The following is an 18,730-nucleotide window of genomic DNA, read 5'->3' as shown; positions in this document are numbered from 1 at the left end:
TTCTCTTATTATTAGTGAGCATCACTTTCATGATGCAGTTCGATTTCTGATTCATTCACAACCATTTTCCAGCCGGCAGACTCAAGCATTTGTTGGTCAAAAGTATCAGGCTGTTTCGCTACACCACCCAAGAAGATCCAGATTTCCGGAGAAACGCTGTTCGCGTTTAAAATAAAGGAATCCGCAGAACCATGATCGGTTGGCGCAGCTTGTTCACTTGGTGTCGCATATTCACTTGGAGTAGAAAAATAATAACCACGCTCGTCCAATAACCAAGTATGAGAACCTTTGCGCTTCCAACTTTGGTCTTCTACAAATGGCGCAACCCATTCATCTTTAAGTGACGCGACACTCGGCCATTCGCCATCTGAGTCAATACGTAGGTCACGAATCTCTTCATGAGCCAAACGCAGCTCTGATAACATCGCCAAATTTTCTTGTTCGACATCGGTCACTAAGATTTGATGATCAAGTGCCGCTTTGATATGCGATTCTGCTTGGTGAAATGGAATAGCAACCGTGGCAAAGCTCAGAATGAACACAATGATCAGCCCTACCCATTTGCCTTCTCTGCCACCCGTGTCAGCACGTACACCTTGAATCATCATTTCTCACTGATCTCAACAACGTCCACTTCAACAGGAAACTCGTGGCCTGAATCAAACACAAGATAGAACTCAGTGTCTGGGTTTGGAAACTCAACGATAGAGCGCTTATCCGTCATCTCTTTCGCAATCAAGTTGTCTTCGTAGTCGTACATCTCAACCGCGTAATCAATCGCTTTACTACCGTCTGAATAGCCAGCTTCGCAAGCCACGGTTTTGCCTTCAAACCAGCAGCTCATCAATGGAAAGTGTGCTTGCGCAGGTAATGCAGCGAAACCAAATCCCAGAGCTAAGCAAGGAGTCATTAATGCGTTAAGTTTTGTTTTTATTGTCATGGTTCGTACCCTAGCCACAGTGCAAATTCTCAGTAATAAACTGAGCGATAAAGGGCTCCAATGAGCCCTTAAGTTTTTGGTCGCTTAATCAGGAACCTAGCCCCCGATAGCACAATTATTGAAGCAGTGTTTCGAACGTTAGGTGAACGTTCGCGCTTGCTTTGTCTGCCAGTGGATTGTCAATCAACTCACCTTTGTAGTTCGCTTTCATTACGTAACGACCCGCTACGTCTGGAGTAAAGGTGATTTCGCCGTTCTCATCGCTCACCACGTCAATCTGCTCTTGGTGGTTGCGGTAAAGCGTACCTTCACGTGTGATTTCCGCCTTCACGCCTTTCTGAACATCACCGTTGTAGAAGAACTGGAATGTCACCGGTTCGCCTTCAACGATGTCTGATGGGTGTGTCACAGGCTTCATTTCAAGAAGCTTGCCTTCAATTTTGAAGACTGAATCTGTTGGCTTACCTACCGTGATGTAGCTTTCTGCGCGCGTGAAGCTGATTTGTGTTACCACGTCACGTGATTTTTCAGGAAGCACAGAATCACGCTCCGCTTTGTTTGCCTTCATCCATTTCACCGTGTCACGGCGGCCCGCTTTGTATTGTGTGTAGTAAGACGGTTCATTGTTGATCGCCACTTTATGTGTCCCTTCTTCTTCAAAATAGAAGTCGAAGATTGAACGACGCTTGCCACGAATCACAAAGTTAGGACGCTCGCTGCGACCATCAGGCATGATGACATGAGCATTTTCGCTGCCAGCAGGCTTATCAAAAACAAACGTACCGTGAGACGCAGTAACATCGAACGTTAACCAATCACCACCTTCTTTAGACACAGTAAAGTGAGACGGCAAGATCCAACGTGGGTGAGCTTGTGCTGTTGTCGTTGTTGCTAGGCCGAATGCCATCACACCCGCTAGAGCAAGTGCTTTGATTTTTGTCTGTTTCATCATGTTCAATTCCATTATTTATAATTGGTAGCCGTGTCGCTCAAACTGAGCCTACGATGACGACTGTCGATTCTTTTCAGATTCTTTTCAGATTCTTAAACTACTCGCTATTAACTACTGCGCTTTCTATTTAGCGACGTAATTCAGTGTGATTTCACCTGTCTCTTCTGTTGCCTTTAGCTCATAAGAAGCGTTTGAATCTGTGAGTGATACTTTTTGACGAAGGTAGTTACGGCCGCCGTGTTCACGAACAACTTCGATATGAACCGTGTATTCGCCTTGCTCTAGAGCTTGGCCGTCATCGCTCTTACCATCCCAAACGAAACGGTACTTGCCAGCTGGACGCGTTGCGGATGTTACAGCGTCAACGAGTTCGCGATCGTAACGTCCAACTTTTCTCCACCAGCTCCGTAGATCCTTAAGCCATTCGTCTTTACCGACCCAAAGCTCAATGGTTTTCACTGACTTTCGCTCGCTGTTCTCAACCCATACCGCCACATAAGGACGCGCATACATCGAGGTATCAATCTTTGGAAGCTCAAGGCTGACATCAAGTTTTGCCGTATCAGGGATCGCTTGTGCCATACCAAGGCTTGGCAAAAGAGATAAAGCAAGAAGTGCCTTACTCCAGTTCATTTTTTTCATGTTTAACAACCTTTTAAATCCGTTTAACCTTAAGTTCGTTCTTCAATCCGATTCATCAATCGAATCAAGTGTTAAGGGACGGCGACAAAATAGATAACAAGTGAGATTGCAGACCCAAACACTGTCCACTTGATGGAGGTATTGAGTGTCTTTTTCTTAGGTAACAGTAAGCACACGCCAGTCAGCACAAAGAAGATCATCAATAGCGCGCTGATATCGATAAACCATTTCCATACTTCACCGCTGTTACGACCTTTGTGTAGATCGTTCAACAATGCGATAACGCCGTAATTAGTGGTTTCGATTTCTACCATTTCAGAGGTGACGTCAACAAACACGGAAGCGTTGTAGCCTGGTCCTTTGAAGTCCATAGACACTTCACCGATGAGCAACTCACCGTCTTCAATCTCTGCGTAGATGTCCAAACCTGAAGGAACACCGGAGAGGTTGGCTTCTTCAAGCAGAAACGCTTCAAAGCCTGTCTCATCGGCTTTTAAACGTCCGTCTTGGATCGTAAATAAACTCGTAGGAAGCGTTAGCGTAGAGCGTTGGATATTGGGTTGGCTAGATTCGAATAACTCAGGTCGGTTCAGGGTGATACCTGTCACTGAGAAAAAAAGAACCACGAACAGAAGTGCCATAGAAATATAAACATGAAGTCGACGAGCCCATGACTGAACCGCCCTACTTTTTAACGACATATAAACCAATACCTATAAATTTTATGGCGATAATTTAGTTGATAATCATTCGTATTGGCATTCAATTTACATTGTTTACGTTTGCCGAGTGGCGTAAGAAAATTTACATAACATTACGTGGGAAGTAATCGAACTGTATGCATATTCTTGTTAACTTGTACTAGAGGGAGTTGATGAGTTCTGTTAAAGGTTATCGATAACAGGGTCAAACCTCAAAAAAACTCAATCTCAACATACTTGATTGAGATTGGTTTAAGGTAGCAGTTGTGGCTTTAAGGATAGAAAGTTGGGACTATTTGATCGTTGGCTCACTTTTACGATCATACAAACGATGGTTCATCGGTTGATATGGTTTATTTAAAGTTGAACCAATCACTGGTTTGATGATAGCCAATTGAGCTTAAAAGGATTTGAAATGCGTATTATTGTTTTGGCTTTTGCTACGCTAGCAACGGCGTGTACCAGCCAAATAACCAGCACGGAAGAACATATTCAACAATACATAGGTGCAAGCATAAGTGATGTTCAAGAGCAGTATCTCACCGAACGCTCACGCCCTATTAGTTTTTGGGCATCTCGAAACTATGCTTGGATTGAGACTAAGAAGCCACTAGACAATGGCTATACGCTGCATGCCTTTAAAAATCCTTATCGCGACTGCACCATTAACTGGATTGCAGATACCAACGGCATAATTCAAAGTGCAACACCAAGTGGCACGATGTGCGAACCTTAACCAAGCCACAATAACGATAGATGAGCTAAGTCGCCGAAATTAAAAGGGTGTCATTTGAACGATCAAACGACACCCTTTCTTGTTTTCAACTTTCTCTTGTTTTCTGTACTGCTATCAGAGCTTAGACGTTGCCGTTATCACTGACTGTTCTTAGCTGAGTCAGATATTTAATCCAACCTTTTGCTTCAGAAGACGGTTCAATGTTGTTCGCACGCTTAGCTTGAGCAAGAGCATTATCAAGATTCTTTAACTTGTACCATGAACGTACTTTCGCTAATGCGACGTCGGCTTGCTTGTTCTTATCTTTCACTTTATCTAACACAACCAGAGCTCGGTCGTAGTAACCTTGCTGAACCAATAGCTGGGCCACATTCCAATGATACTGAGTGTCTTTTTTAGACGCTAACGTCCACACTTCAATCGCATTGTCCCACTCTTTCGCTAGCTGCCAGTAAGTTGCTTGCTCTGCGAGAAGTTGAACGTCACTGTTCGCATCGTCTAACTTACTAATTTCTTGCGCTGCGCGCTCTGGAATGCCGCGTTTCGCGTAAAGCTGTGCAAGCAAGCGGCGATCTGAGTTCTTCAGTTCAACACCTTGAAGATCAGCTAGCGCTAGCGTGTTCAATGCATCGCGGTTACGTTCTAGTCTTAACTGAATACCCACAAGTTGACGCCACCAGTTGTCTTTTTCTGGTTGAAGTTCAATCAAGCTTTCCAGTGTCGGAATAGACTGTTTCCACTGCTTTAACTGAAGCTGTGCGCCCAGTTTTAGCGATAGAGCTGATAACTCTGGTTTTGAATTGAACTTGTCATGATTACCGATGGCCACTAGGACTTTCGACCAGTTTTCAATTTGGTATTCAGCTTGTGCAATTCGCATCCAAAGCACGTCTTTCTTTTCAGCCTCTGGTGCTGTTTTTACTAACTCATAGTAATGTGGAAGCGCATTTTTGAACTGCTGATCGTTTAATAGCAGATCGGCAAGCATACGCTTCGTTATCCAAGCTTGCTCATCCACCAGCAAATCAGTATCGACCGCGTAAGTTAGCTGCTTGATCGCCGCGTCAGTTTTGCCATCTTGCCAGTAAAACACACCCAGCATACGAGCTACGTATGCTTTGTCGTAGCCTTTAGAAAGCTCTAAGCCTACAAGTACATCAATTGCCTGTTTAACCTGTTCATCTTGAGCAAGCTTATTCGCCTTTTGAACACGAATAGCAGTATATTGGGTCAGCTCTTGCGCTTGTGTTGTAAGGGGCATTAACAACAAGCCCACTAATATCCATATCTGTTTCATCATTTTGCCAACTTAAACTCTAGTTTCACGGTTTGACCAACCTGAGCTATCGCTTTTCCATCGACGACTTTTGGTTGATATTTCCATTTTTTAAGTGCTCTCATCGCTTCACGTTCAAACATACGACGTGGGTTTGCGTCAGTGACTTGAATGTCAATTGGGCGTCCCGTTTCGTCGATGGTAAAAGACATAATGACATGGCCTTCAGCGCCACGCTTTAGCGCTTTAGCTGGATAACGAGGTTCTACTCGATACAGAGGCATTGCCTGTTGGTTTGACCCAAAATCAGAAAATGTCGGAGCGTTAATCGCCAAGCCATCAATCGATGTATTCAAATCCAATGACGGCAGTGAAGACATCGAATTCAGAGGCGTAACTTCAGCTTGTGACTGAGACGTTTGCGCTTCCGGTGGCGGCTCTGGCATTTCTGGTTTTTCAGGAACTGCACGTTGCCTTCTTTGGACTTCTTGTTCTTGTTCCACCATCACCATGTTGAAACTTAACGTCTCACTGTTGTCTGGTGAACGTTGGTGGCCATTATCGACCATCCAAGCCATAAAAGAAAACAGAGCTAAGCCCAATGCGCCCGCTAACGGTAAAGCAAGAAATAGGCGAATCATTTATGAAGATCCTCCAAGATCATCGCTTTTCAGCAGCAAGCGCAATGTTTTTAACACCCGCACCTTTAGCGGCGTCCATCACTTTAACAACGGTACCGTTGTAAGCGTGTTCATCCGCTTGAATAACCAAAGAAGCATCAGGTTGTTCTAACAACAAGTGCTCTAACGTCGCTTGGACACGTTCAACATCAACAACACGTTTATCGATGAAAATGTCATTCGCAGAAGTAATCGCAACAAAGATGCCCGCATCCTTTTGACTTACTACGTTAGACGCTTGTGGGCGATTGACTTCAACCCCTGATTCACGAACAAATGAACTGGTCACAATAAAGAAAATAAGCATGATAAATACAATATCAAGCATCGAAGTAAGGTCTATTTGAGCCTCTTCGCTTTTTGAATGACGTCGACCGAGTCTCATCGTTGACTCCTTAAAGATTTTTCTAATTTCAATTCTAAGCGGTTACACACTTTCGCTAAACGAGCGTGAACAAACATGCCCGCTAATGCAGCAACCATACCCGCCATGGTTGGCAGTGTTGCCAACGAGATACCTGAAGCCATCAATTTAGGGTCACTGCTACCTTGTGTCGCCATCACATCAAAAACAGAGATCATACCGGTGACGGTACCTAGCAAACCCAACATCGGACAAATAGCGACTAACAGCTTAATAAAGTTCAAGTTTTGGTTAAGTAAGATACTCGCTTGCCCTAACCAACCTTCACGAATGGCTTTGGCATGCCAAGAAGAGTGATCTTCTCTTTCATGCCACTTAGTAATCCAAGCTTGGCGCTGCTTTGGAAAGTAGAACGCAAGATAAAGCACACGTTCTACTACAAGCACCCAGTAAACTAGGACGACAGCCGCTAGCCACCACAGGACGAAACCGCCCTGCTCCATAAAGCTTGATAAAGACAGCAGCCAGTCACTCGTTAACCAACTCGCTGGTAATAGAGAACCCGACAAAATATCCATTACGCAGCAGTCCCAACTGGTGAAACCACAGCTTTTGGTTCAACCGTTTTTTCTGCTTGCTCAGCCACAAGACCAATACCTTGTTTCTCAAGAATGTTGCGAATGTTTTCAGCCTGAGTGCTAAGAATGTTGTGTGCTAATAGAAGAGGCATTGCTGCAACAAGACCAAGTACGGTTGTTACCAGCGCCATCGAAATACCACCCGCCATCACTTTAGGGTCGCCATTACCAAACTGTGTGATCACTTGGAATGTTTCGATCATGCCGGTTACAGTACCTAGAAGACCTAACATTGGAGCAAGTGCCGCCAATAGCTTAAGCATCGATAAGCCTTTCTCTAAATGAGTCTGCTCATCCACTACCGCTTCTAAAAGTCGTAGCTCTAGTGCTTCAACGGTTTGGTTTTGCTCTTTGTTGTAAACCGCAAGAACACGACCTAGAGGGTTGTCACCCGCTTGCTCAGGATTCTTAAGTTGGCCGCGAATTTTCTGGCGTGCGATAGCCAAAGAAATACCACGAACTAATGCGATGATTAAGCCAATTGCAAGCAAGCCAAGAATCACTTTACCAACTACACCACCCGCTTGAAGGCGGTCAGATAGGCTAGGTGTTAGCGCCAACTGCTCCAACATGAATCCACGTGAAGGATCAACAACGACATTCGATACTTCACCATTAACTAATGTAGAAAGAGATGACAATGTTGGGCCATTCGATGGCTGTTTCAGATACGCAATCGCATCTTCACGCTGAGTGTTCCAGCTCACGTAACCTTGGTCTGTTACTAAGCCGATTGAACCTAAACGATAAGCGTCGACAGTTTGTGCGTTGCCTTCACCATTGATGAATGCAATTTGAGATTTGCTAAGCTCAGAACTCGCTTGAATCTGCTCAACCATGCTCATCCACAATCCAGAGAGTTGTGGCATTGAAGGCAGTGATTTCGCATCAATGATTTGATCAACAGTTGCCGTGTGTTCAGCGCGATCAACACTGTTCACGGTTGAGCTAAGCTCTGCGCCAAGTTCTTTTGCGTTTTGACGAACGACACCGAACAGCTCGCCTAAGCTACCGGTTTCTAAACGCAGCTTCTCTTCTAAGCGAGCAAGCTTGTTTTCGTTATCACTGAATGTTTGAGTCAGAACATCTGTCGCACCTTGGATAGAGCGACGTTTCGCTTCAAGCTGCGCTTTGATCGCTTTCAGTTCTTGTTCTGTCTTTTTGAAATCAGCTTCACGCACTACGTTGTGAGAAGCTTGAGTTCGACTCTCTGATTTTGCTTTATTAACTAGCTGAGCCGTCGTGTCTGATGCAGAGAAAGCAGAAAATGAAATAGACGTAATGCAAAGCAATGCTGCTAATGGCTTTAAGTTCATTACTTAACCTCCGCAACAGTTAAAGAAACAGGTAAAGTAATTAGGCTTGGCGCCGCTTGTTGGCTTGCAATGTCGTAAGCTTTATCTAGCTCAGATTTCATTGAAGAATCTAGCTCCTGCCACTGATTTTGTGTTTGATTCCAAGACCAGTATTGGCTGCCATTTAAGTTACGAGCCACCAAAGAGATACGACCTAAGTGCAACACGTCTGCTTCAATCGTTCTGTCGCTGCTCAATGCAACACGGCCTTGGTAAGCACCGAGCTTGATGCCGTAGTCCATCTCGATTTGGTAAGCTTCTAAGATACGACGATACTTTTCTGCATCACTCACATCAGCACGAGTCATCATCGCCTGAAGCTTTTCAACTCGCTCTAGTCGTTGCTCTTTCTTAATCGGTACGTCTTGTTCTACTAACTGTTGAAGACCGTCAATCATCTGATACATCAATGGTACAACGCCTTGACGTGTGTATTTGATTTCGTCGATCTGCCCTTCAATGCTCTGAGCTTCTTGATTCTGGCTTTCAACCAATGCAGCAAGGTGATCGTGATAGATTTCTAGGTTTTTGACTTCTTCTTGCAGGCGCTCAATCTCAGCTTGCAGCATTAAAGTTGCTTGTGAGCTTTTATCAATAACCTTTTGGCTCGAAGCCGACGCGTTATTGGTTTTATTTTGAATTGATTGAGCTTGTTCTAAGCTATTTGCCATAGAAGACGTTGCGGCCAAACAGATGGCAAGCGCTAGGCTAGTTTTTAAAAGATTCATAATTGTAGTCATTTACTATAAGAAGAAGGTCAAATGAGTTTTATTGATAAGCAGTCTCATTATCATTAAAACCCACTCACATAGCTAGGGATATTTCAAGAAATAGCAGAATCACGAAAGGGGAAAGTCGAAACCTTCCCCTCTATATTTAAGCTAACAATAGTACCCTACTAACAAATTAGTATTTTACCTGTAACGTTGCCATATAGTTGCGGCCTTCGCCAACAACAACGTTGCTCGTGCTGCCACCTTCAAGGTAATCCGTATCAAACAAGTTCTCTACGTTGAAACGAGCAACAAAATCTAGGTTTTCGTCATACTTCATTGTATGTGCGATACCCATATCTACACGAGTATAAGCGTCTTTTTTGAAGGTATTTGAGTCTTCAGTGTAACGCTCACCTACATGGTAAATACCTAGATTTACGTCCGTACCGTTATTGAATGAGTAAGTAGACCAGATGCTCGCTGTAAATTCTGGTACATCAGCCGGTGTTTTGCCTTCAAGTTCAGGGTCATTCTGGTATTCAGCATCTAGGAACATCGTTGATGCACTCAATGAGAATGCCTCCGTCACGTAACCAGTCGCTGCCAATTCAACACCGGTATGAACTTGTTCACCAACCTGAGTTGTACGTGCGTCTTTGCCGTTGTTGTTCGCTGGGTCTAGATCTTCCGTCACTTGCATGTTCGACTGAGTGATTTGGAAAAGTGCTCCAGACACGAACAAGCGCTCATCAAACAGTTCCCACTTAGAACCTAACTCGTAGAGTGTACCTTTCTTAGCATCTTGAGATTGGCCAAAGTTCACATCATCTTGATCTGTGATTTCGCCGACAGGTTCGAAACTTTCAGAGTAAACCGCATAGATAGAACCATTTGGAGCTGGAGAATAAATCACGCCAAACTTAGGAAGGATGTTGTTGTAGCTCTCTTCTTTATCTGAACTGCTGATCGTTTTATCGTAAGCGAAACGTGCGCCACCAAGTACTTGCCATTGGTCATTAAGCGTTACTAAATCTTGAACGTATAGACCGTAATGTTGGCTCTCTGAATGCGAAACTTCATCGTCATTTTTATAGCTAACGTTAGAAGGCATATCAAAACCGTTACCACATGCAGCGGCTGCAGCGACTTCTGTTGCGTTGACACATGTGTAGCCAGAGTCGTATAAGCGCTCGTAGTCGTAATGTAGGCCATTCACACCGACAAGTAGACGGTGGTTAACACCTAGCGCATCAAAGTCACCAGTAAAATCTACATAAGCTGTATCAAACGTCCACTCATCATGACGATCTGATACTTTGTAGCCGTAACCGCCGCTCTTATCGCTATATACCGTATTGTTCGACTCTGTACGTTGGCGTTCATAAAACTGACGGCTAATGCCAGTTTTAACAGACCATGCTTGGTTTAGGTTTGCAGTTACCGAAGCTCCGTAATTAGCAACATCGTTATCTGTTTGAGCAAAACGCTGGTCGTTAACAGTGTTAGGGTCGATAACTTTACCAGTAGACGTATCGATTTCAGAACCGTTATCTAAGTCGCCCTCTTCAACTGTTCGGTCGTAATGAACGGACAACATGACATCTTCGTTGATATCGTAATCAACAAATAGACCGCCAACAAAACGGTCAGTCTCTACATCTGTACCATCAAAACGTGTACGGTAAGAGTCTTGATTTTCTTGCGACACAATAAGACGCGCACGTAGTGTTTGGTCATCGTTCAATGAACCACTTACATCAGCGGTAGTACGTGTGTAGTTGTCTGAACCAATATCTTGGCTCACGTTTACTTGTGTTTCATACGTAGGCTTCTTGGAAACCATGTTAACGAGGCCGCCAGGTGCTGACTTACCGTAAAGTAGACCCGCCGGGCCTTTCAATACTTCAACGCGCTCCAACAGTTCTACTGGTTGACGATAATGCGACCAGTGTTGAACGCCATCACGCAAATAGCCAGAGCTACTTTCTAAATCAAAGCCACGAAGAGTAAAACGCTCGCGGTTCGTTGATTTAGAACCAGCACCTACAGACGCATCATTCTTGAGTACTTCACCCAAAGTGCTTGCACGTTGTTCGTCGATGATTTGCTCATCGATTACTGAAACTTGTCCCGGAGTCTCTAATTGAGTCGCCTCCATACGCATCGCTGTTGTGTTCGTGTCGGCTTTGTAACCGTAATCACGACCTTCAACAACCATATGCTCGTCTGTTTTTACTGTTTCTGCCAATACTGCTGGTGAAGCTAATACTGCACCGATCACTAAAGCCAATGGGCTCTTTGAAAACATGTCCTTTACTCCGCTTTTATTCTTTATCCGAACACCTTGTTATTTATTCGATGTGTTCGTCTAACCGTTTCCGGTACCACTGAATTATTTCGGGAGTGAATATAAGTGATAATTATTACCATTTGCATTAAATTTACATTCTTTGCATTCGTAAAGTTTTGTAAAGGCGTATCGATGACTTGTTTTTATGATATTAAGCAAATCCAATTCAATACAGATATTTAGAGAGCATTTACGCTAAAAATGGTTGTCGCTATCCAGTTTTTTTGAAACGGCGTTATTGGCCGGGTCAATTTAAGGCGTGAAGATCAATAAGAAATTCATCTCTTCTTATTTACTACCTTTGAAATGACAACTTTATGTATAAAACCCTCGATAAATGTAAAATTATGGTGAATCGTATTGTTCGATTTTGTTTAATTGGCACAAATATCAGTGATTATGATCACATCTATAATTTCAAACTCATTTTTTGTTTTTCGATTTTAACAACCGACTGCTAATCTCCTGCTCACTTTGAAAAGGTATCAAAGTTATAAATAATAAGGAGTGTTCTAAATGAATACCAAGAAACCTATGTCTCTGACCGGTCGAGTAATCCTCGGTATGGTCGTAGGTATATTAACGGGATTTGCCATTCAATCCCTTTTTGCAGACAGCGGATTTGTTAATAACTACATCGTTAACGGATTCTTTGAGGTAGGCGGGCAAATCTTTGTCGCCAGTTTAAAAATGCTTGTTGTGCCACTAGTCTTCGTTTCACTAGTGTGCGGTACAAGTTCTCTTAAAGACTTATCAACTCTTGGCCGTATGGGTGGCAAAACGCTTGCACTTTATATCGGTACTACAGCCGTTGCTATCACTCTAGCACTCACTATCGGTAACCTGTTCCAACCTGGAGCTGGTGCGGATCTTACTGCTGCGAGCTCTTTCAAATCAGCTGATGCCCCTTCTTTGGGCCAAGTAATCATCGACATGTTCCCAACCAACCCTATTCAGGCGATGGCTGAGGGTAAAACACTGCAAGTTATCGTATTTGCTGTGTTGTTTGGTATCGCAATTAGTGCGGCGGGTAAACCTGGCGAACGTATCGCTGCCGTTTTCTCTGACTTGAACGAAGTGATCATGAAGCTTGTTGCGCTACTGATGAACCTTGCTCCTTATGGCGTGTTCTTCTTGATGGCGAAACTGTTCTCCGGCCTTGGCTTGGGTGCGATTTGGAACCTAGCAGAATACTTCTTAGTGCTCGCGGGTACCCTGCTGTTGCACGGTTTGGTGACTTACAGCGCAATGCTTAAAGGATTCACTGGCCTTAGTCCGATTACGTTCCTACGTAAGATGGAAGATGCAATCATGTTTGCATTCTCAACAGCATCTTCCAACGCAACGATTCCAGTAACAATGGAAACGGCGAAAAACCGTATGGGCGTAGACAACAAAGTCGCCTCTTTCACAGTGCCACTAGGTGCAACTGTGAACATGGACGGCACTGCAATCATGCAGGGTGTTGCAACTGCGTTTATCGCACAAGCATATAACATCGACCTAACTATGGGTGATTACTTGATGGTTATCCTAACAGCGACACTGGCGTCTGTTGGTACTGCAGGTGTTCCTGGTGTTGGTCTTGTTATGCTAGCGATGGTATTAAACCAAGTTGGTCTACCGCTTGAAGGTATTGCTCTAATCATGGGTGTTGACCGCCTTCTTGATATGATCCGTACTGCTGTAAACATCACAGGTGATAGTGCCGTATCTATCATTGTTGCTAAGTCTGAAGGTGCTCTAGACGAGTCTCGCTTCAACGACCCTACAGCAGGTGAGAAAGAAGAAGAAGTTAAGCTAGCTCGCCAACAGGCATAGTCTCGCTTATCTGATGCTCTTGTCTTCAAGCTCAGGCGTAATTAATGGCTACGCCTAGCCCATACCAAAGCGCATAAAGAAAAACGCCACTGCAGATGCAGTGGCGTTTTTTATTAGGTATCGCTTAAGTCAGTACAACTGAGTTGGGACAATTATCTATTTAGCGTTCTTCTCAATAGAGAAAGTTAATCACTGATTGGGAACATCAAATTTACTCTCAGTCCCCCGCCTTCTCTATTCTCAGCGGTTACATGCCCATTCATCACACCCATCGCTTCTTTTACAATCGCAAGGCCTAGGCCGTAACCACCAGATTGTTTATCTCGGGCTGATTCTATTCGTGTAAACGGGTCGAAAATCCCTGCAATCTTGTTATCAGGAATGCCATCACCGTCATCTTCTACAGATATGACGCTGTAACGTTTGTCTATGACCTGTTCATATGTAGTGACGACAACATGTGCACTATCACCAGCGTATTTGATGGCGTTACCCACCAAATTGCCGATAACCCTTAGCAACAGCCGCTCATCAATATTTACCATTGAAGTCGGAGTATCTAAATCTCCGATTAAGGTTTGATTCGTTTGTAAATCACTTTGCATTTGAACAATCAGCATCGAACAGTAGTGCTCAAGATGCATTAGCGTTAACTTAGAGTCGTAGCGAGATGTTTCTAGCCGGCTGAACTCAAGTATCTCACCTACCAGCTTATTCATCTCTTCAGTCTCATTTTCCATCCGTTCAAGCAATCCTAAGCTTTTCTCATCCACCTTATTGCGTAGTAAGTGTAATGCGAGGTTTTGCCTTGCTAATGGTGTTCTCAGCTCATGTGATACATCACGAATCAGTCGACGTTGCTTTTCTGCCAGAGACTTGATCTCAAATGTCATATGATCAAAATCATGCGCTAGTTCGTTAAATTCGCGCGTCGTGGAGTTTAACTCCGAAACCACACTGACAGTAAAGTCACCTTGAGCAAGTCTGCGGCTAGCCTCCCTCAATCTATCCAGCGGTTGCTGCAAGCTCTTCGCCATAATAATTGAGAACAGCGACAATACGACCAGAGCAATCAAAGCTTTGATCATATAGGAGTATGGAGCAAAGGATTTAGCCGGATGGAACTGGTGCGGTAGTTGAATTACAAGCGTGTTGCCATTGTTCAGAGGTAGGCCGAATATAGGCTTACTAACACGATCACTCAACTGGTGATCTAAGGTACGCAAGTACTTCAATTTGAATTCAAAATGCGGATGCATGTTACGGTGCGTGATCGGTCGATTATCTTCATCGATAACGAACAGATAATACTGTTGAGCATTCCCCCAATCCGCGAGTTCATCCATGTCTCCATCTTCGATCAACACATTCGCTTGATAAGCAAGATCCAACATTTCAGCTTTAACGGACTCAGGGACTTTTAGCAGAGCTTTCATCAACGCTCTTTCAGCGACACCTTGAAGAATCAAGATACTGACTAAGATAACCGTGAGATAGCTAAACAGTTGGAAAGTGAGCCCGTCTTTACGTTTAGCAATGAACTCCGGGCAGCGTACCAACTTAGCACTCATGCGCCGACAGACTCTAGGTAACTGTAGCCTTTACCACGCACGGTTTTTATATGCTGTTTCGACAAGCCAGCCTGAACCAATTTTCGGCGTATATTGCTAATATGCATATCTAAGTTACGGTCGAAAGGACATAACTCTTTCTTCAGGACATGTATCTGCAGATCAGACTTGGATACAACGATACCATCATTTTTGATCAGATAATCAAGTAGGTCCTTTTCAGTCCCCGTTAGAGGTAAACGGGAGAGTTGTTCACACAAGCCGTGATTAGATGAAGCAAAAGATTGCCTCTGACGCTCAAACCCAACCCGGCGCAATATTACCTTAATTCGGGTTAAGAGTTCAGGAACATTAAAAGGTTTAGCGATGTACTGATCGGCTCCAGCTTGGTAGCCATCGAGCATTGAGGCATCGTCATTAAGAGCCGTCAGCATAAGAATGGGAGTAGCAAAACGCTGACAAATACGTCTTGCTACTTGAATACCGCTTAGATTTGGAAGCATTACATCGAGTAAAACCAGATCAACAGGGTGAGACTGAATAAACTCTAAAGCCGATTCACCACAATGAACGGTATCAACGTGATACCCCTCATTTTCCAATACTTCACCCAGTAACTCACACAACTGAATATCATCATCAACAACTAAAACGCGAGACATTGCACACACCGACAAATAAGAACTGTTTGCATTCTAATTATCGTTATTATTGATTTCAATTATAAAGTGACTGATTTCCTCTATAGAAGAAAATCTTTTTCGATCGGTACAAATTTTGATGCAGAATCGATAAGATTTTGAGCGGTTAACCCCGGGACACCATACACTTCAACAGGTTTACCAAAACGCTCTTTGATTCGCTCTACAAGAATTTCAAAATCACCGTCTCCTGATACTAAAACAATCGTATCAACCGTCTCTGCAAGCTCTATCGCATCTAACGCAATACCCACATCCCAGTCACCTTTTGCACTACCATCTCGACGCTGAATAAATGGCTTTAACTTCACATTAAACCCCACACCACGAAGGATATGATGAAATTGACGCTGCTTTGGGTCTTGGCTTGAGATTGCGTAAGCATTTGCTGCAACAACATTACGCCCTTCCGTGGCAACATACCAAAACTGGTTATAGTCAAAGTTAGAACGGTATTTATCCCGTGTTGTGTAGTAAACGTTCTGAACGTCGACCAAAATTGCTATGTTTTCCATAAATTCATACCTTTAGATTTTCCGTATACCCTATTCTATTCACTTCTAAAATGCGAGTCGCTTTAGACAATAAAAATGAACCTATCCGCTCTCTTTAGCGTAAATCTAACTATGCTTATTGTATGCCTATTGGCTTTACTCGTTGCTCAATAGGACTGAACTTCAGCCGAGTCACATTCAAATAACGATCAGGCTTAAAGTTATTAAAGGGAGGCTGGTTATGCTACACCGACAAACACGCGAAATGTGCTTAAGCATCAAGTCAACCCAATCAGTGCTGCCTGTGGATCAACCATTCGGACCTGGCGTTGGTACTGGTTTGCTTAAACTAATTACTATCAGCCTGATCTTAATCATGTGTATGACGATTAACTCAGCCCTCGCCTATCCAGCGTACTCTCACTCCAAAGCACTACCGCACCGAAGTGTTATTTATTTCGCACCAACCGAAGATTCGATCGTTAAAGAGTTTCTCAATGAGGTTTTAATCAATAACTGTCAGTTAGAAGAAAGAGATGTTGTCATTATGGTCATTGCGGAGAGCGGCTACACTGTCCCAAATTGGTTAGTGGAAGAGTTTAACCTGGAGGCGGTAACAAACAGCTATGACATACCGAAAGGATCGCACACCGCGGTATTGATCGGTAAAGACGGAAAAGAGAAGCACAGATGGAATGGTAAGACAGATTGGAACCTAATCACCAGCATAATTGACGAAATGCCCATGCGCCAGCAAGAAATGCAGCGACAAGGCAGTCGCTGCAGTATTTAACTCAGAACAAATCGATCGATTTTGACTTGGTTAGTTGTTAAACCAATCGAGCTTTTCATGAAGTTGAGCCACGCTGCCAACGACGATCAAAGCCGGGCTTTTAGCTACGCTCGCAAGGTTAGCTAAGTCACTCAATCCACCTCGATACACCTTTTGCTCTTGGCGAGTGCCGTTTTCAATGATCGCTACAGGCATATCTGCTCGCATACCATTATCAAGCAAGTTTTTCTGAATGTTCGGACTCTCTTTTAAGCCCATGTAGAACACGATCGTGTGATTGTGTTGAGTAAGAGATTGCCAGTCGATATCTTCGCCATCCTTCTTTAAGTGACCAGTAATGAACTGGACGCTTTGCGCGTGGTCACGGTGAGTCAACGGGATGCCCGCATAAGCCGTAGCACCAGCGGCTGCCGTAATACCAGGAATGACTTCAAATCTCACGTCATTCTCAGCCAGAGTTTCACACTCTTCCCCGCCACGGCCAAAGATAAACGAGTCACCACCTTTCAGGCGTACTACATGCTTATTCTCTTGTGCTTTAGTGACCAACAACTGATTGATCTGATCTTGGGGCACACAGTGGTGGTCGAGCTTTTTGCCTACATAAAGCATTTCCGCTTCAGGGTTAGCCATCGCCAAGATATCTTTTGATACCAAGCGGTCGTAAACCAGCACATCCGCTTGTTGAATAACGCGGGCAGCTTTTAAGGTTAACAAGTCTGGGTCACCAGGTCCCGCACCTACTAATGATACAAATCCATTGCTCTTTTTATTAACATTCGATGGCGATACTTCTGACATACTTTGCTCCGAAAGTTAGCTTGTTATATTCCAAGCTTAATTCTGTATAGCGATTCGTATAGACTCTACGAATCACTAATATCCCTACATCTAAGACTATCAGGTGTTGCCATAAAACTTCACGATTAATTCTAATCAAGATAGAAGTTTATATAACAAAACAATCTATTACGCTGGAACACGCTGACTTTTGCACCATTAACAAGCACACAATGCTCATTGATAGTGCACCCTTGATCAAGTAGAGACTGTTGAGATCAAAAAAGCCCCAAACCAACTGCTTGGGGCTTATCATTTTTCATCATTTGCTCATTAATCTAGAGCAAAAGAATTACTTAGCGCCTAGAGAAGGAGCTGTTCTAGCGTGTGTTAGGAACAAAGGAACACATGTTAGGAACAAACCACCAACGATGTTACCTAGAATTGTTGGGATAAGGTTGAAGTTCAACCATGTCGCGATACCGAAATCCGCGCCAAGAATCATACCCAGTGGGAATAGGAACATGTTTACTACGGTATGCTCAAATACTAGTGCGAAGAAGATGAAGATTGGGAACCACATCATTGCTACACGGCCAGCGACAGTACGTGCCGTCATGTTACCAATCACACCTAGACATACCATCAGGTTACAGAAAATACCGCGTACGAAACATGTGATCCATCCGTCCATACCCATGTTTTCAAAACCTAGGCTACGCCCTGTAGAAACTGCAATAAACTTTTGCGCAACAGCGTTTGGCTCTAGAGAAAAGTTACCCGTTAGTGAAACGGCAACTAGGAAAGCAACAATCAAAGAACCGATAAGGTTACCAAGACCAACAATACCCCAACAACGAAGGATACGGCCCCAAGTAATGCCTGGGCGGTTGTCAAATTTAGCTAAAGGCGCAAGGCCGAATACGCCAGTTACTAGGTCATAGCCCATTACACTTAGAATGACAAAACCAACCGGGAACACTAGAGCGCCAACAATACCGATGCCTGTTTGCACGATAGTTGTGATAGCAACAACAACCGCAAGAGAAAGGATGATACCGGCCATAGTGCTTCGGATCAGGAGATCACGAGTACTCGTTTTAGTTTTAGCTTCACCTACATCGATCATAGTTTGAACGAATTCTGCCGGTTTAAAATCAGTAGACATAAATTGCCCTTATTCAAAAGTTATAATTAAAAGTTAAAATTAAAAGTTAAAA

Annotated in this window: 20 protein-coding genes; 3 read left to right on the top strand and 17 right to left on the bottom strand. The window is 43.7% G+C overall.

Annotated elements, in window-relative coordinates:
* Positions 1 to 11: 11 nt before the first annotated feature.
* From ATB74_RS04850 to ATB74_RS04830, 5 genes are all read right to left on the bottom strand, one after another.
* Positions 12 to 608, bottom strand: a complete 597-nt coding sequence (locus ATB74_RS04850; protein WP_061016904.1) for a DUF6162 family protein — start codon at positions 606 to 608, stop codon at positions 12 to 14.
* Positions 605 to 940: a hypothetical protein gene (locus tag ATB74_RS04845; protein ID WP_060981273.1), complete on the bottom strand. Its 336-nt coding sequence runs from the start codon at positions 938 to 940 to the stop codon at positions 605 to 607. The genes ATB74_RS04850 and ATB74_RS04845 overlap by 4 nt, the downstream gene beginning before the upstream one ends.
* A gap of 115 nt (positions 941 to 1,055) precedes the next feature.
* A complete protein-coding gene (locus tag ATB74_RS04840) occupies positions 1,056 to 1,892 on the bottom strand; it encodes a DUF4198 domain-containing protein (RefSeq protein WP_060981272.1) in 837 nt (278 codons plus the stop codon).
* A 123-nt stretch (positions 1,893 to 2,015) separates the two neighbouring features.
* On the bottom strand, positions 2,016 to 2,534 hold the full coding sequence (locus ATB74_RS04835; RefSeq protein WP_060981271.1) for a DUF2271 domain-containing protein: 519 nt from the start codon (positions 2,532 to 2,534) through the stop codon (positions 2,016 to 2,018).
* 71 nt (positions 2,535 to 2,605) lie between these two features.
* Complete coding sequence (locus tag ATB74_RS04830) at positions 2,606 to 3,235, bottom strand: PepSY-associated TM helix domain-containing protein (protein WP_060981270.1); 630 nt, start codon at positions 3,233 to 3,235, stop codon at positions 2,606 to 2,608.
* Positions 3,236 to 3,650: 415 nt separating this feature from the next.
* Here ATB74_RS04830 and ATB74_RS04825 point away from each other — a divergent pair, with 415 nt between their 5' ends.
* Positions 3,651 to 3,971 carry a hypothetical protein gene (locus tag ATB74_RS04825; RefSeq protein WP_061016902.1) on the top strand — a complete coding sequence of 107 codons (321 nt, stop codon included), beginning with the start codon at positions 3,651 to 3,653 and terminating at the stop codon, positions 3,969 to 3,971.
* 121 nt (positions 3,972 to 4,092) lie between these two features.
* Here ATB74_RS04825 and ATB74_RS04820 read toward each other — a convergent pair whose 3' ends face one another.
* The 7 genes from ATB74_RS04820 to ATB74_RS04790 form a co-directional block, all read right to left on the bottom strand.
* Entirely contained in the window at positions 4,093 to 5,271 is a 1,179-nt protein-coding gene (locus ATB74_RS04820) for a tetratricopeptide repeat protein (RefSeq protein ID WP_060981268.1), read from the bottom strand.
* Positions 5,268 to 5,888 carry an energy transducer TonB gene (locus tag ATB74_RS04815; protein ID WP_048612627.1) on the bottom strand — a complete coding sequence of 207 codons (621 nt, stop codon included), beginning with the start codon at positions 5,886 to 5,888 and terminating at the stop codon, positions 5,268 to 5,270. Before ATB74_RS04815 ends, ATB74_RS04820 begins: the two co-directional genes overlap by 4 nt.
* 19 nt (positions 5,889 to 5,907) lie before the next feature.
* Positions 5,908 to 6,312 (bottom strand): ExbD/TolR family protein, encoded by a 405-nt coding sequence (locus ATB74_RS04810; RefSeq protein WP_061016901.1) that lies wholly within the window; start codon positions 6,310 to 6,312, stop codon positions 5,908 to 5,910.
* Entirely contained in the window at positions 6,309 to 6,869 is a 561-nt protein-coding gene (locus ATB74_RS04805; RefSeq protein ID WP_004731144.1) for a MotA/TolQ/ExbB proton channel family protein, read from the bottom strand. Before ATB74_RS04805 ends, ATB74_RS04810 begins: the two co-directional genes overlap by 4 nt.
* A complete protein-coding gene (locus tag ATB74_RS04800) occupies positions 6,869 to 8,245 on the bottom strand; it encodes a MotA/TolQ/ExbB proton channel family protein (protein ID WP_061016899.1) in 1,377 nt (458 codons plus the stop codon). Before ATB74_RS04800 ends, ATB74_RS04805 begins: the two co-directional genes overlap by 1 nt.
* Complete coding sequence (locus ATB74_RS04795) at positions 8,245 to 9,012, bottom strand: DUF3450 domain-containing protein (RefSeq protein ID WP_061016894.1); 768 nt, start codon at positions 9,010 to 9,012, stop codon at positions 8,245 to 8,247. The genes ATB74_RS04800 and ATB74_RS04795 overlap by 1 nt, the downstream gene beginning before the upstream one ends.
* A 178-nt stretch (positions 9,013 to 9,190) precedes the next feature.
* Positions 9,191 to 11,308: a TonB-dependent siderophore receptor gene (locus tag ATB74_RS04790; protein WP_061016892.1), complete on the bottom strand. Its 2,118-nt coding sequence runs from the start codon at positions 11,306 to 11,308 to the stop codon at positions 9,191 to 9,193.
* A gap of 558 nt (positions 11,309 to 11,866) precedes the next feature.
* On the opposite strand from ATB74_RS04790, the gene ATB74_RS04785 reads away from it, so the two are divergent.
* On the top strand, positions 11,867 to 13,171 hold the full coding sequence (locus tag ATB74_RS04785; protein ID WP_061016890.1) for a dicarboxylate/amino acid:cation symporter: 1,305 nt from the start codon (positions 11,867 to 11,869) through the stop codon (positions 13,169 to 13,171).
* A gap of 185 nt (positions 13,172 to 13,356) precedes the next feature.
* Here the strand turns inward: ATB74_RS04785 and ATB74_RS04780 are convergent, their stop codons facing one another.
* The 3 genes from ATB74_RS04780 to ATB74_RS04770 form a co-directional block, all read right to left on the bottom strand.
* Positions 13,357 to 14,742, bottom strand: a complete 1,386-nt coding sequence (locus ATB74_RS04780; RefSeq protein ID WP_061016888.1) for a sensor histidine kinase — start codon at positions 14,740 to 14,742, stop codon at positions 13,357 to 13,359.
* The gene (locus ATB74_RS04775) at positions 14,739 to 15,404 is read right to left on the bottom strand and encodes a response regulator transcription factor (RefSeq protein WP_060981260.1); all 666 of its coding nucleotides are present in this window, start codon (positions 15,402 to 15,404) and stop codon (positions 14,739 to 14,741) included. Before ATB74_RS04775 ends, ATB74_RS04780 begins: the two co-directional genes overlap by 4 nt.
* Before the next feature lie 80 nt (positions 15,405 to 15,484).
* Positions 15,485 to 15,958 carry an NYN domain-containing protein gene (locus ATB74_RS04770; protein ID WP_004731130.1) on the bottom strand — a complete coding sequence of 158 codons (474 nt, stop codon included), beginning with the start codon at positions 15,956 to 15,958 and terminating at the stop codon, positions 15,485 to 15,487.
* 244 nt (positions 15,959 to 16,202) lie between these two features.
* Here ATB74_RS04770 and ATB74_RS04765 point away from each other — a divergent pair, with 244 nt between their 5' ends.
* Entirely contained in the window at positions 16,203 to 16,730 is a 528-nt protein-coding gene (locus tag ATB74_RS04765) for a DUF4174 domain-containing protein (RefSeq protein ID WP_432215315.1), read from the top strand.
* A 30-nt stretch (positions 16,731 to 16,760) separates the two neighbouring features.
* Here the strand turns inward: ATB74_RS04765 and cobA are convergent, their stop codons facing one another.
* Both cobA and ATB74_RS04755 read right to left on the bottom strand, forming a co-directional pair.
* Complete coding sequence (gene cobA, locus ATB74_RS04760) at positions 16,761 to 17,531, bottom strand: uroporphyrinogen-III C-methyltransferase (protein ID WP_061016885.1); 771 nt, start codon at positions 17,529 to 17,531, stop codon at positions 16,761 to 16,763.
* A 331-nt stretch (positions 17,532 to 17,862) separates the two neighbouring features.
* Positions 17,863 to 18,678, bottom strand: coding sequence for a formate/nitrite transporter family protein (locus ATB74_RS04755; RefSeq protein WP_061016882.1), 816 nt, complete (start codon positions 18,676 to 18,678; stop codon positions 17,863 to 17,865).
* Between the last annotated feature and the right edge of the window lie 52 nt (positions 18,679 to 18,730).

This window comes from Vibrio splendidus (assembly GCF_001557875.1).
Taxonomy (GTDB): Bacteria; Pseudomonadota; Gammaproteobacteria; order Enterobacterales; family Vibrionaceae; genus Vibrio; species Vibrio splendidus_F.
Note: the sequence above shows the minus strand (reverse complement) of the source record. Positions and strands in the feature narration are given on the sequence as shown.